12 protein-coding genes and 1 pseudogene are annotated in these 12,218 nt (G+C 70.9%); 6 read left to right on the plus strand and 7 right to left on the minus strand.

Annotation, left to right across the window (positions count from 1 at the left end; all coding sequences use genetic code 11):
* A complete protein-coding gene (locus tag ACT3TD_RS01400) occupies window positions 1-801 on the plus strand; it encodes an anti-sigma factor (RefSeq protein ID WP_301442986.1) in 801 nt (266 codons plus the stop codon).
* A gap of 4 nt (window positions 802-805) precedes the next feature.
* Here the strand turns inward: ACT3TD_RS01400 and ACT3TD_RS01405 are convergent, their stop codons facing one another.
* Window positions 806-2,758, minus strand: coding sequence for an amino acid transporter (locus tag ACT3TD_RS01405; protein WP_444637938.1), 1,953 nt, complete (start codon window positions 2,756-2,758; stop codon window positions 806-808).
* A gap of 63 nt (window positions 2,759-2,821) precedes the next feature.
* On the minus strand, window positions 2,822-3,193 hold the full coding sequence (locus tag ACT3TD_RS01410) for a histone-like nucleoid-structuring protein Lsr2 (RefSeq protein ID WP_301443484.1): 372 nt from the start codon (window positions 3,191-3,193) through the stop codon (window positions 2,822-2,824).
* Window positions 3,194-3,553: 360 nt separating this feature from the next.
* Here ACT3TD_RS01410 and ACT3TD_RS01415 point away from each other — a divergent pair, with 360 nt between their 5' ends.
* From ACT3TD_RS01415 to ACT3TD_RS01425, 3 genes are all read left to right on the plus strand, one after another.
* Complete coding sequence (locus tag ACT3TD_RS01415) at window positions 3,554-3,883, plus strand: helix-turn-helix domain-containing protein (RefSeq protein ID WP_301443485.1); 330 nt, start codon at window positions 3,554-3,556, stop codon at window positions 3,881-3,883.
* Entirely contained in the window at window positions 3,799-4,053 is a 255-nt protein-coding gene (locus tag ACT3TD_RS01420; RefSeq protein WP_301443486.1) for a helix-turn-helix domain-containing protein, read from the plus strand. Before ACT3TD_RS01415 ends, ACT3TD_RS01420 begins: the two co-directional genes overlap by 85 nt.
* Window positions 4,054-4,387: 334 nt before the next feature.
* Window positions 4,388-4,882 carry a MarR family winged helix-turn-helix transcriptional regulator gene (locus ACT3TD_RS01425; protein WP_301443487.1) on the plus strand — a complete coding sequence of 165 codons (495 nt, stop codon included), beginning with the start codon at window positions 4,388-4,390 and terminating at the stop codon, window positions 4,880-4,882.
* Here the strand turns inward: ACT3TD_RS01425 and ACT3TD_RS01430 are convergent.
* The 5 genes and pseudogenes from ACT3TD_RS01430 to ACT3TD_RS01450 all read right to left on the minus strand — a co-directional run.
* Window positions 4,827-5,669, minus strand: coding sequence for a DUF1295 domain-containing protein (locus ACT3TD_RS01430; protein ID WP_301443488.1), 843 nt, complete (start codon window positions 5,667-5,669; stop codon window positions 4,827-4,829). The two genes, ACT3TD_RS01425 and ACT3TD_RS01430, sit on opposite strands and share 56 nt — an antisense overlap.
* The gene (locus tag ACT3TD_RS01435; protein ID WP_301443489.1) at window positions 5,659-7,032 is read right to left on the minus strand and encodes an SAM-dependent methyltransferase; all 1,374 of its coding nucleotides are present in this window, start codon (window positions 7,030-7,032) and stop codon (window positions 5,659-5,661) included. Before ACT3TD_RS01435 ends, ACT3TD_RS01430 begins: the two co-directional genes overlap by 11 nt.
* Window positions 7,029-8,324 carry a class I SAM-dependent methyltransferase gene (locus tag ACT3TD_RS01440; protein ID WP_441578793.1) on the minus strand — a complete coding sequence of 432 codons (1,296 nt, stop codon included), beginning with the start codon at window positions 8,322-8,324 and terminating at the stop codon, window positions 7,029-7,031. Before ACT3TD_RS01440 ends, ACT3TD_RS01435 begins: the two co-directional genes overlap by 4 nt.
* A 3-nt stretch (window positions 8,325-8,327) precedes the next feature.
* Window positions 8,328-9,113: a DUF1365 domain-containing protein gene (locus tag ACT3TD_RS01445; RefSeq protein ID WP_441578808.1), complete on the minus strand. Its 786-nt coding sequence runs from the start codon at window positions 9,111-9,113 to the stop codon at window positions 8,328-8,330.
* A 39-nt stretch (window positions 9,114-9,152) separates the two neighbouring features.
* Window positions 9,153-10,466, minus strand: a pseudogene (locus ACT3TD_RS01450) (NAD(P)/FAD-dependent oxidoreductase); the annotation flags it as partial.
* A gap of 153 nt (window positions 10,467-10,619) precedes the next feature.
* On the opposite strand from ACT3TD_RS01450, the gene glfT1 reads away from it, so the two are divergent.
* The gene (gene glfT1, locus ACT3TD_RS01455; protein WP_441578794.1) at window positions 10,620-11,543 is read left to right on the plus strand and encodes a galactofuranosyltransferase GlfT1; all 924 of its coding nucleotides are present in this window, start codon (window positions 10,620-10,622) and stop codon (window positions 11,541-11,543) included.
* 178 nt (window positions 11,544-11,721) lie between these two features.
* Window positions 11,722-12,153 (plus strand): hypothetical protein, encoded by a 432-nt coding sequence (locus tag ACT3TD_RS01460; protein ID WP_301442626.1) that lies wholly within the window; start codon window positions 11,722-11,724, stop codon window positions 12,151-12,153.
* The last annotated feature ends 65 nt before the right edge of the window (window positions 12,154-12,218 follow it).

Raw genomic sequence — 12,218 nt, forward strand, 5'->3', positions numbered from 1 at the left:
ATGACCGGACCGGACCGTGATGTTGACCGTGACCGAACCGATGAACTTCTCGTCGGGCTGGCGCTCGACGCCCTGGACTCCGCGCAGGACGTGCGGGAGGCCGAGGCGCTGGCGGCGTCCGACCCGGACGCCGCGGCCGCGCTGCGCCGCTACCGGGAGGTCGCCGCGCAGCTGGCGGCGGTGCACGAGACCGCCCCGCCGCCGGAGGTGAAGGAGGCGGTCATGCGCCGCCTCGCCGCGGACGGTGCCGGTGGTCCTGATGCGCCGGCGGCCCCGGTCACACCGGTCACCCGGTTGGACGGTTACCGCCGCTCCCGCAGGACGGCCTGGGTGATGACGGCGGTCGCCGCGGTCTCCCTCGCCGTCGCCGTGCCGTCGCTGACGGTGGCGATCTCCCAGCACAACACCTCGGTGCAGGCCGAGGACACCACCCGGGAGATCACCCGGATGCTCACCTCCCCTGGCGCGTCGGTGACCTCGGAACGTGTCGGTGACGGTGAAGAGGGGTCCGTGGCGGTCGTCGCCGCCGGTGGGGAGATGACCGTCATCGCCCGCGACCTGCCCGGGGTCGCCGACGACCGCGTCTACCAGTTGTGGGCCCTCGACGACGCCGGCGAGCCGACCTCGGCGGGCCTGTTCGACGGTTCCGACGGGGTCATCAGCGTCGGCGGCGACGGCGGGGCGGACGGGACCGGGGCCGCCGCGATGGCCGTCACCGAGGAACCGGCCGGTGGTTCACCGGCTCCGACGAGCGACCCGGTGGTCGTGCTCGCGCTCGGCGGCACAGACGGGAACGGCTGAGCCGTCAGCCCACGTGCACGCGCGGGCGGCGGGCCTCGTCGGGTTCCACCCGGCGCAGCACCTCGCGTGTGACCGCGGCGTTGTGGCCACGGCCGACGGTGAGGAAGCGCAGCATCTCGTGCACCGGCGTCCCCGTCCCCCACTCGAAGTAGAGGTCGGGCACCACACCGACGTGCTCCCGGGCGTCCAGGGCGACCGCGGCGACGGCGTTGGGCATCGTCGTGGCCGTGACGTTCAGTACCGGCACCCCGTCGACGGCCCGGCCGGTGACCTCGAGCACGGAGGTGAAGTCGCTGGCGTCGGTCACGCTGACCTCGAGGAGCACCAAGGCCCGGTCGGCCGGCAGGTGGTTGGCGCGGCGCACGCCGCGCTCCCGCGCCGCCACGTCCCCCGCCACGTCCTGCGCGCAGGTGGCGACGAGGTGCAGCTCCCCGGTGCCGGCGGCAGCGGCCTGCAGGATGTGCTGCGCCGCGGCGTCGTACCGGATCTCGGTGCCGCGCAGCTCCAGCGAGCGGCGTGTGCGTGACACCGCCGAGACCACGATGATGCCCACGATGAACCACGCCGCCACCCGCAGCCCTTCGGGACGTTCAATCACGTTCGCCACCAGGGTGTAGCCCAGCACCAGCGTGACCAGGGCGAACAGGATGGTCGCCCGACGTGTGCCACGGTGTCTCGTGTGCAGCGTCACCGCCGACGCCCCGGAGAACAGCAGGACCAGCACACCGGTGGCGTAGGCGCCGGACTGGGCGTCCACGTCGGCGCGGAAGAGAAGCACGAGCAGCACCGCCACGCCGGTCAGCACCACCACCATCGGACGCGAGCGTCGCGCCCACGACGGCGCCATGCCGTAGGCGGGCAGGTAGCGCGGGATCAGCGCGAGCATCCCGGCCATCGCCGAGGCACCGGCGAACCACAGCACCGCGATGGTGGAGGCGTCGTAGAGGTTGCCGACGACGGGCCCGAACTGCTCGTGCGCCAGCCACGCCAGGGCGCGGCCGTTGGCCTCACCGCCGGACGCCAGCTGCCCGGCGGGAACCAGCATCGTCACACACAGGGAGGACGCCACGAGGAAGGCGCTCATCACCAGCGCGCTGACCAGCACGAGGCGGCGTCCCCCGCGGATGCGGGAGTCACGTGCCGCGGTAGCGGTGATCTCGGTTCCAGGATCCGTTCCGGGGCCCGGGCGGATCAGCGGCATCACCGACACCCCGGTCTCGAACCCCGACAGTCCGAGCGCCAGCTTCGGGAAGACCAGCACCGCCACGGCGGCCATGGCCCACACGCTCGAATGCTGGCTGGACAGTGCGGCCGTCCAGTCGGCCACGTGGCCCGGTTCGGTGAGGATGCGCCACAGTCCGGCGACGACCACCGCGGTGGTCAGTGCCAGGTAGACACCCACCAGCACCACGGAGACCCGCACGGCCTCGGTGAAACCCTTGAGGAACACCGCGGCGAGCAGGCCGACGAGTACGAGGGTGACGGGCAGGAGGAAGGGGCTGGTCGAGGAGCTGAGCAGGTGGGCCGCCGCGTCCGAGGCGGACAGCGTGACCGTGATCATGAAGTCGCAGGCGGCGAAGCCGAGCAGCACGAGGACCAGGAGTTTCCCGCGCCAGCCGCGGACCATGGCGGCGAGCATGCCGACCGAGCCCAGACCGTCCGGCGACTCGGCGGCGATACGCCGGTAGACCGGAACCGCCCCCAGCAGCGTCACCGCCACCAGGACCAGGGTGGCCACGGGGGCCAGGGCACCGGCCGCGGCGACGGCGATGCCCGGCTGGTAACCGAGGGTGGAGAAGTAGTCGACGCCGGACAGGCACATGACCTTCCACCACGGGTGGCGGGCGTCGTGCCCCGTACTGTGACCGGTGTCGTGGCCGGCGGTTCGGAGGGGACGCGGCACCTGTGCGGTGAAGGCGTCCCGGCGGACCGGTGGATGGCCCTGCGCTCTACGCATAGCAAGAAGCTACGCCCGTGCACCCCCGGCGACAAGGGGTATTAGCAGGTCAGATGTCCTGTGTCAGATGTCCTGCGGGTTCGCGACCTCGTAGGCGTTGATGACCTCGTCGGAGAGCTTTCCCCGGGAGGACACCACGAAACCGTTGTCGTTGGCCCAGTCGCGGATGCGCTGGTTGCGCTTGGAGCGCTGCACGCGCGCCGCGTTGGCCGACAGGGTGCCCTTCGCCTGGCGCGGCCCGGTGGAGGCACGGACCTTGCGCGCCACCTTGAGGTAGGGCTCGAGCTCCTCGGCGAAGATCTCGGCGTTGAGCTCGGAGAGGTCCATGACGTAGTCGTCGCCACGGAAGCCGAACTTCACGCTGCGGACCTCGTCGGGGGCCAGTTCCTCACGGTCGATGTCGTCTACGTAGGTGATCACTGTTCGTCGTCCCATTCCGGTCAGTCTACCATCGACCCCCCTTTTCCCCGGAGGCTCGGTGGCGGTCCGGTGGCGGTTCCGAACGCCCCCGTGACGGTGCCCCCAAACGTCACACTATTTCTTGCGCAAAGCATTCTTTTTCTCTCGTTGACTTTCCATTCGAGGGTGGCCACGCAAGGCCGGACACCGATACCGGCGCCATCCCCTGTACGGGGCTAGGGGCGACCGGTCGGATAAGGGGGACGTCCACCCTCGATTGGAGGTGGACCGACCTTTATCGTTCACCTGGCGAGGATCATTACCTCCATTCCCTCGTTCCGTTCCGGAAAACTCAAAAAGTGGCACGGAAAGTACCTATCTCGCTAGGCTAGCGACATGACCGACGATCACGGCCTCCGGAACTCCCGCCCGCCAGGGCGCCCGAAGACGGCGCTGACGCTGTCCCCCGAGGAACGGGCGACGTTGACCGAGTGGGCGAAAGGCACGCCGGACACACCGTCGCCGAACGGGGACGGTGGGCAGCTCGCCCTGCGCTCCCGGATCATCCTCGCGTGCGCGACAGGGGCGCCGAACACCCGTGTCGCAGAGCATCTCGGCGTCTCCCGACCGACCGTGGGCAAGTGGGCAAGTGGCGCAGCAGGTTCGTCGAGCGCCGGCTCGACGGACTGGCCGACGAACCCCGTCCGGGGCGTCCCCCGTCGATGACCATCGAGGAGATCCGCGCGGTACTCAAGGCACACCACCCCGGGCGCCACCACGGCCGGACGGGAACGGCGGGCTGGACCCGGCGGGAGCTCTCCCGCCGTACCGGGCTGTCGGTCTCCACGATCGGCCGGATTTGGGGACATCTCGACATTCCGAACCTCGAGACATAATCCGACTATTCGTACAACTAAAGTTAATATCCCGGGCTAAGAATAACGGGCCCGCGACAGACGGAGGCAGCATCTCCCGCGTCGGCCATTTCGGCGAATAACCGCGTCTGTCGCCGGCTTCCGCACGCCACATTCCAATGATGACTCAGCGGCAATATTCCCGCGTCGGACCTGCACTGACATGAGATACGCCCCGGGGTGTCGTGCCGGTGACACGACAGTGACGCCCGGTGCCCGCGACCGAGATCGCCCTTCGGCCAATATCCCGCGACGCCCACTTACCTCGCCGCTCTAGCTATATGAGTTAGTTGTGCCGACCGGTTATGCTGAGTACATGTCAACGGACTACTGGTACGACGCGACGGACCCCGCAGTGGCTCTGCTGCACGCCGTCCGCCGCTTCCGCCGCGCCGACCAGGAGATGCGGCGTCATCTCGGGGTGGACATGGGCATCAACGCCACCGACACCGAGGCCGTCCGGCACGTCATCGCCTGCGAACGTGCCGGCACGCCCGTGACGGCCCGCGGCCTGGCCGACGCGCTGCACATCTCCACCGCCGCCACGGCGAAGCTGCTCAACCGGCTCACCGAGTCCGGTCACGTGCGCCGCGCCCCACACCCCCACGACCGGCGCTCCGTCGTGATCGTCGCCACCGACCACGCCCACGAGGAGGTGGACGACTGGCTCTCCCCGATGCACGAGAAGATGATGCAGGCAGCCCACGCGGTACCGTCCGGCGACCGGCAGGCCATCATCAGGTTCCTCGACGCGCTCACCGACTCCGTCGGTCCTGAGGCCCCTGGGGATTCCGGGTCTCCGGGGGCGTAGAACGCCGCGGGGGCAGCGGAATGAACGCCGAGGTCCGTCGCCGGTAGTCCTCCCACCCGGCGCGACCCTGCATCCGCTTCTCCAGCAGGCGGGCGCCGGTACCCCACACCAGCGTCACGGTCATCGCCACCGGCGAGACCAGCGCCAGGAGCGCTGCCGGGGCCGACGGCACGGCCCCGGCGGCGGCGATCCAGATCCCCCACCACACCACCGCCTCCCCGAAGTAGTTCGGGTGGCGGCTCCACGACCACAGACCACGGTCCATCACCCGTCCGGACACCCCCTGTGCCCGGAAGGCGTCGAGCTGCCGGTCGGCGACGGTCTCCACCACCAGCCCCGCCAGCGCCACCGCCACGCCGACGACGACCAACGCCCACCGCGCACCTGAATCACCTGTGGCTCCTGCCGCCGCCGCAACCTGCAGCGGCACGGACACCAGCCACGCCACCGCACCCTGCGGCAGCAGCACCGAGGTCAGCAGGGAGGACGCCGGTTTCTCCATCAGCTCCTCGTACCGGGGGTCCTCGACGTCGTGACCGACGCGGGTGAGCAGGTGACGGGAGAGCCGCGCGGCCCAGACCGCCACCACCGCGAGCATCAGCCACGCCGGCGCGCCGGACGGCCCGACGAGCACCGCCGTCACCGAGTTCAGCAGGATCAGCGGACCCCACAGCACGTCCATCACCGCGACCCGGCCGCTGCGGCGCACCACCACCGCCACGACCGCCATCACCACCACGGTCGTCGCGGCGCAGGCCAGCGCGACGCCCAACCAGTCAGCGAACATCGCCGCCCCCTGTGCCCTCGGTCGTGCCGTCGGCCGCGTCCGCCCCGGGACGGGTGGCCAGGATCTGGTCGACTCCCATGCGCCCCTGCCGGAACGCCATGCCCCCGCCGACGAGGTAGAGGTGCCAGACGCGGAAGACCTCCTCGCCGACGAGATCCACGATGCGGTCCCGGTTGCCGAGGAAACGGTCGATCCAGTGGTCCACGGTCCGGGCGTAGTCCTCGCGCATCCCCCGCACGGCGCGCACCTCCAGACCACCGTCCTCCAACATCGCCACGGTCTCCCCCAGGGGGCGCATGTGCATGTCCGGGGCGATGAACGCCTCGATGAACGGCCCGCCGCCGGGGTGACGGCCCCGGCGCGACATCTGCTGGAGCAGCACCCGCCCGCCGGGACGCACCCGGTCGCGCAGCGTGCGGATGAACGTCGGGTAGTTGCGCTGGCCCACGTGCTCCCCCATCTCCACCGACGAGACCGCGTCGTAGACACCACGCACGTCCCGGTAGTCCTGCAGCATCACGGTGACCCGGTCGTCCAGCCCGCGCTCACGCACGAGCCGCTCGACCCAGTCGCGCTGCTCGGACGAGATCGTCACCGCGGTGACGCGCACGCGGTAGTTCTCCGCGGCGTGCACCGCGGTCGACCCCCAACCGCAGCCCACGTCCAGCAGGTGCTGGCCCTCGCTGAGCTGCAGGGCGGTGCACAGCAGGTCCAGCTTCGCGCGCTGGGCGTCCGCCAGTGTGCGTGCCGGTACCGCACCGGCGTCTGCACCGAAGTAGGCGCAGGAGTACGACATCGTCTCGTCGAGGATCTGCGCGTAGAACTCATTGGACAGGTCGTAGTGGTGGGCGATGACCGAACGGTCCCGTGCACGGGTGTGCACCCGGCCCCGCAGGTGTGCCTGGGACGCCGGCGGTGCCGGACGTCGCCGCACCACACCCAGTTCGCGCACCGTGCGCAGCACGTCAGCGACCCCGGCAAGACCTGCGAGCCCGGCAGAACCCGGGGAGGACGCCGGCATCCGCAGGCGGACGTCCGGACGCCGGGCCAGCGCGGCGAGGCGGGCGAACCCCTCGGCCAGCGGGTCGCCGGCCCCTGTCCCGGCGGCTTCAGCGTCGATCTCACCGGTGACGTAGGCCTGCGCCAGGCCCAGCTCACCCGGCGACCACAGCAGCCGGGTCAGCGCCTGCGGGTCGTTGACCACCAGCGTCGGCACACCCGCCGCGGCGTCCGGCCCGGCCACGCTGCCGTCCCAGGCGCGCAACCGCACCGGCAGTTCCTCCGGGGCCACCCCGGTGAGCTGCGTGACCACCGACACCAGACGTCCCGCGACGCCCTCATCCTCGTTCCGCACCCCGGTCATGACCGATCCTCCCGTCCCGTGGTGGAGTCCACCGGCCGGTGGAACTCCAGTTGGCCGACGTCGATGTAGCCGGCGGCGAACCCCGCCCGGCAGTACGCCAGGTAGAAGTGCCACAGCCGACGGAACGGCGCGTCGAACCCGAGCTCTCCGATGCGTCCGGCCTGCCGCTCGCACGCCTCGTCCCACAGGGCCAGCGTCCTGGCGTAGTCCGCGCCGAAGAAGCGACGGGCCCCGGGACGCAGGCCCGCCCGCCGCGCCGCGGCGTCCAGCGCAGGCACCGACGGGATGCACCCGCCGGGGAAGATGTAGGTGGTGATCCACGTGGCGTTGTCCCGCGAGGCCAGCATACGGTCGTGGTCCATGGTGATCGCCTGGACGACCGCGGTGCCCCCGGGTGTGAGGCGGTCCCGGATGCCCGCCATGTAGTCGTCCCAGTACTCGTGGCCGACGGCCTCGACCATCTCCACGGAGACGACCGCGTCGAAGGTGCCGGTGACCTCCCGGTAGTCGCGGATCTCCACGTCCACCAGGTCGCCCACCCCGGCGCTCGCCGCGCGCTCCCGGGCCAGGGCGGCCTGCTCGGCGGAGAGCGTGACCGTGTGCACCCGCGCCCCACGCCCGGCGGCGCGGATCGCCAGCTCACCCCAGCCGGTGCCGATCTCCAGCAGGCGGGTGCCCGCGCCGACCCCGGCACGGTCCAGGGCCCGGTCCATCTTGGCGTCCTGCGCCGCACGCAGGTCCAGCCCCGGCGGGTCGAACAGGGCCGAGGAGTAGCTCATGCCGGGGTCGAGGAAGGCGGCGAAGAAGTCGTTGGACAGGTCGTAGTGGTGGCTTATGTTCGCCCGCGCCCCGTCCACAGTGTTCCGCTGGGAACGTGGTCGTCGCCGCAGGTAGACCGCCCGGAACCGTTGCATCCAGCCGGGTACCAGGGTGGTGAACCTGCGGCACAGGGCGGTGAGTGTGCCGGCGAGGTCGTCGGCCTCCCAGTCGCCTGCGGTGTAGGACTCGCCGAACCCGGTGAGCCCCCGGGCGCCCAACCGGGCGTAGAACGCCCCGGGACGCAGGACACGCAGGTCGGCGTCCTGCAACGCCTGGGCGGGGTCGCCGGCGTGCGCGACGGTGATGCCCGCGGTGCGTGCCGCGCGCACCAGCAGCCGCCGGGTGACGCGGGCGGCGGTACGCGCCTGCGGCGGGGCCGGCACGAGACCGGACGGGTGCGCCGGGGCGGGCACGGGCGGGGCGAGGGGTGTGTGTGCGGTGGTGTCTGCGGTGGTGTCAACGGGGGAGTTCACTGGTCAGGCTCCGTTCGGGGTGGTGTACCGGGTGATTTCTGGGTGGTGTTCTGGGTGGTGTTCTGGGTGGTGTTCTGGGTGGTGTTCTGGGTGACTGTCTGGTCGAGGCTGCACCGGGAGGCGACGGGCCCACAGCCACACGCCGTGCACCCGGATGAGCACCGCGGTGAGCAGTGCCGCCGGTGCCGCGCGCACGGTGTCGGACCAGCGGGGGCCGCCGTCGTGGGCGGGACGCCCGTGCACCGAGGCAGTGAAGGAGTAGCCCGGCGTCTCCAACGTGATCCCCACCTGCACCCGGCCGTCGACCGGCCGCGGGGCCCGGATCCGGTAACTCCCGTCGGTGCCGTGGAACGGGGAGACGTAGAGCTCCTTGTCCGCCCGCGCCCGGCCCGCCGCATCCGGACGCACCACGTAGGCGTGGCGTCCGCCGTAGGTGTTGCGGACCTCCAGGACCGTGGCCAGCGGCGAACCGTCCTCGGCGTCGCACCAGAACACCGACAGCGGGTTGAAGCCGTTGCCCCAGGCCCGCGGCATCGCCGCCATGGCCACCCGCCCCACCGGGGCATGCACCCCACGCTCGACGAGCAGGTCGACGATGTTGTCGCGGATGCTGCGCCCCGGGTCGCCCAGGTGGTCGCCGGCGACGAACGCGCCACGCCACCACGACGCCGCCCCGTGGTCCGGCAGGTGGTCCAGGTCCACCAGCCACATCCACGAGCGGTTGGTGAACCGGTGCACCAGCGGGGAGGTGCGCGCGTGGCGCACCCGGGTCCGCAGCACGCGGTTCACCGGACGCTGGGGCGGTGCCGGCTGTGCTGGCTGTGCCGGCGGGGTCGCACCCGGGTCCTGCAGCAGCCGCACCGCGGCGTCGTGCCCCGACCGCGCACCGTCCTCGTGGAACCCCCAGCCCTGCCAGGCTCCGGCGAAGACGATGCGCCCGGTGTCGAGCTCACCCGCCCGACGCGACGCCGCCACCGAGGACGGCGTGTACACCGGGTGCCCGTAGCGGCGGGTGGCCAGCACCGTGGCCGGGTCGACCAGGTCCGCGGCGTTCAGCGTGACCAGGTAGCGGGTCCCGTCGGCGTGCGGCAGCCGCATCAGCCGGGTCATGTCGTAGGTCACCACCACGCCCCCGCCGTCGCGCTCCAGGTGGTTCCACGACGCCCGCGCACCCGCCGCCCGCGGCAGCAGCGAGGTGTCGGTGTGCAGCTGCACCTCGTTGCGCGAGTACGGGATCGCCGACAGGATCTCCCGCTGCACCGCCGACGGCTCCTCCAGCATGTCCAGGGCCTGTTGCGGGTGGGTGGCCACGACGACCCCGTCGAAACGTCGGGACGTGCCGTCGGCGACGGTGACGACGACCGACCCGGCGTCCTGCCGCACACCGGTGACGGACGTGCCCGTGAGCACCTCCCCGCCACGTCCGGCGACCACCGCGGTGACGCGCCGGACGTACTCGCGTGACCCGCCGACGACCGTGCGCCACTGCGGCGAGCCGAACACCTGCAGCATGCCGTGGTGGTCGAGGAAGGTGAACAGGTACCGCGCCGGGTAGCTGCCCGCGGTGTCCGGGTCGCAGGACCACACCGTGGCCACCAGCGGCGTCATGAAGTGCCGCACGAAGTAGTCGGAGAAACCGCCCTCGTGCAGGAACTGGGTCAGGGTCTGTTCCTCTGAGGTCCCTGCGTCCACCGCCAGCAGCCGGCGGGCCCGGCGGTGGAAACGCAGGACCTCCCCGAGCATCCGGAGGTACGCCGGACGCAGCAGGTTGCGCCGGTCGCCGAAGAGCCCGGCGGCGCCGCGGGCGCCGGCGTACTCCAGCCCCGCGCCACCGTGCGCGTCGTCGGCCCGCACCGACAGGGACATCTCCGCCGGCCGGGTGCGCACCCCCAGCTCGTCGAAGAGCCGGGTCAGCACCGGGTAGGTGCGGTCGTTGTGGACGATGAAGCCGGTGTCCACGTTCACCTCGCCACCGGCGGTGGTGACCGTGGTCGTGTCGGCGTGGCCGCCGGCCCGGTCGTCGGCGTCGTACAGGGTGACCTGCGCTCGGGTGGACAGTTCGTGGGCGGCGGTCAGTCCGCTGACGCCCGCGCCGACCACGGCGATGCGTGGTCGCGTCGCGGCGGGGTCCAACGTGTCCATAGGTTCCGTGGGGTCCATGGGGTCACTTCCTGTCCTGCACCGGGTCAGTGGTGCGGTGGATCTGCCGGTCGTGGTTAGTTCAACCAGGTTAGCTATTTTCTTCCGACCGCGCCGACCCCGGTTCGACGGCGACCGCGTGGCACAATGACATCCATGCAGACCCCCATGCCGTCAGCAGCTCAGCTCCACCGCGACGGGACCACCGCAGCAGTCATCGTCACCCACCGACGCGTCGCGCTCCTGCGCAACTCCCTCGCCATCGTCTGCGGGCAGACGCACCCGGTCGACAAGGTCATCGTCGTCGACAACGGCGACCAGGACGAGGTGCGCGTCCTGCTCGAGGAGCTCGCCGGCGACCGCGCCGTGTACGTCCCCTCGAAGACGAACCTCGGCGGCGCCGGCGGCTTCGCCCTGGGCTTCCTCACCGCCCTCTCCCTCGGCGTGGACGCCGTGTGGTGCGCCGACGACGACGGGCGTCCCGCCGACGACCACGTCCTGGAGAACCTCTACGACGTCGCCGAGTCCCACGGGCTGGCCGAGGTCTCCCCCGCCGTGTGCAACATCGACGAGCCGGAACGACTGGCCTTCCCCCTGCGCCAGGGCGTGGTGTGGCGACGCTACCTGCACGAACTGCAGGGCGACTTCCTGCCCGGCATCGCGAGCCTCTTCAACGGTGCACTGGTGAGCGCCGAGACGATGAAGGTCATCGGTGTGCCCGACTACCGCCTGTTCATCCGCGGCGACGAGGTCGAGTACCACCGTCGGCTGGTGCGCTCGGGCCTGCCGTTCGGCACCTGCCTGACGACGTCCTACCTGCACCCCGACGGCGCCGACGAGTTCAAGCCGATCCTCGGCGGACGGATGCACACCCAGTACCCGGACAACGACACGAAGCGCTACTTCACCTACCGCAACCGCGGTTTCCTGATGAACCAGCCCGGCATGCGCCGGCTGCTGCCGCAGGAATACGCACGCTTCGGCTGGTTCTTCCTGGTGCAGCGACGCGACGTGAAGGGCTTCCGCGACTGGCTGGCACTGCAGGCGAAGGGTCGCGGGGAGAAGTTCTTCCGGCCGTAGGCTGCCCGCCACAGTCTCGCCGCCACGCGGCGTTCGACACCGTACGGTGGACAGAAACAGTGTCAACCCGAATCAAGGATGATCACCCGTGTACCGCAGGAAACTCCTCGTTCCCACGCTTGCGCTTCTCCCGCTGGCAGCATGCGGCCAATCGACCTTCGTTGGGGATTCCGGGACGATGGAGGACGAATCAGGGCGGCTGACCGTCTTCGTCAATACCTGCGGCGAGGAGATCGAGGGGGTCACCGTAGCCTCGGACGGCACCACCATCGCCGAGTACACGCCTGCGGAACCGGCCTCCGGCGCATTCACTTTCGTACTCGGGGACCCGGCACCGTCCGAGCCTGTTTCCTGGGATGTTTCAGAGGTCGGCACCACGACCACAGACCCGGACTCAAAGATCACGGTCACACCAGAACTCAGCGATGCAGACTCCAACACTCAATTCCGGAATGCCGAGTCCACTCGTTCCAGGATCAGTGACTCCGCCGGCCAAATTGTGGTCGGCAAACCCCATAAGAGCGGCGACCAGACGCTCGCCTATCCCCAGGACTGGGAAGAGATCTGCCGTACGACAGAACCTCCGTCCTCGTCAGCACCCCCTTCCTGACCGAGCACGGCGTCCGCGACGCCGTCCGCCGGTCGCGGTCCACCACGCCGGCCGTAGCCCATCCG

Origin of the sequence: Corynebacterium sp. AOP36-E1-14, from assembly GCF_052377495.1 — a bacterium.
GTDB lineage: Bacteria > Actinomycetota > Actinomycetes > Mycobacteriales > Mycobacteriaceae > Corynebacterium.

Bases quoted from the DNA above. Each gene is read 5' to 3' on its own strand.
- ACT3TD_RS01400 (WP_301442986.1), top strand. From the start codon at position 1: ATGACCGGACCGGACCGTGATGTTGACCGTGACCGAACCGATGAACTT.
- ACT3TD_RS01405 (WP_444637938.1), bottom strand. From the start codon at position 2,758: ATGCGTAGAGCGCAGGGCCATCCACCGGTCCGCCGGGACGCCTTCACC.
- ACT3TD_RS01410 (WP_301443484.1), bottom strand. From the start codon at position 3,193: ATGGGACGACGAACAGTGATCACCTACGTAGACGACATCGACCGTGAG.
- ACT3TD_RS01415 (WP_301443485.1), top strand. From the start codon at position 3,554: ATGACCGACGATCACGGCCTCCGGAACTCCCGCCCGCCAGGGCGCCCG.
- ACT3TD_RS01425 (WP_301443487.1), top strand. From the start codon at position 4,388: ATGTCAACGGACTACTGGTACGACGCGACGGACCCCGCAGTGGCTCTG.
- ACT3TD_RS01430 (WP_301443488.1), bottom strand. From the start codon at position 5,669: ATGTTCGCTGACTGGTTGGGCGTCGCGCTGGCCTGCGCCGCGACGACC.
- ACT3TD_RS01435 (WP_301443489.1), bottom strand. From the start codon at position 7,032: ATGACCGGGGTGCGGAACGAGGATGAGGGCGTCGCGGGACGTCTGGTG.
- glfT1 (WP_441578794.1), top strand. From the start codon at position 10,620: ATGCAGACCCCCATGCCGTCAGCAGCTCAGCTCCACCGCGACGGGACC.
- ACT3TD_RS01460 (WP_301442626.1), top strand. From the start codon at position 11,722: ATGGAGGACGAATCAGGGCGGCTGACCGTCTTCGTCAATACCTGCGGC.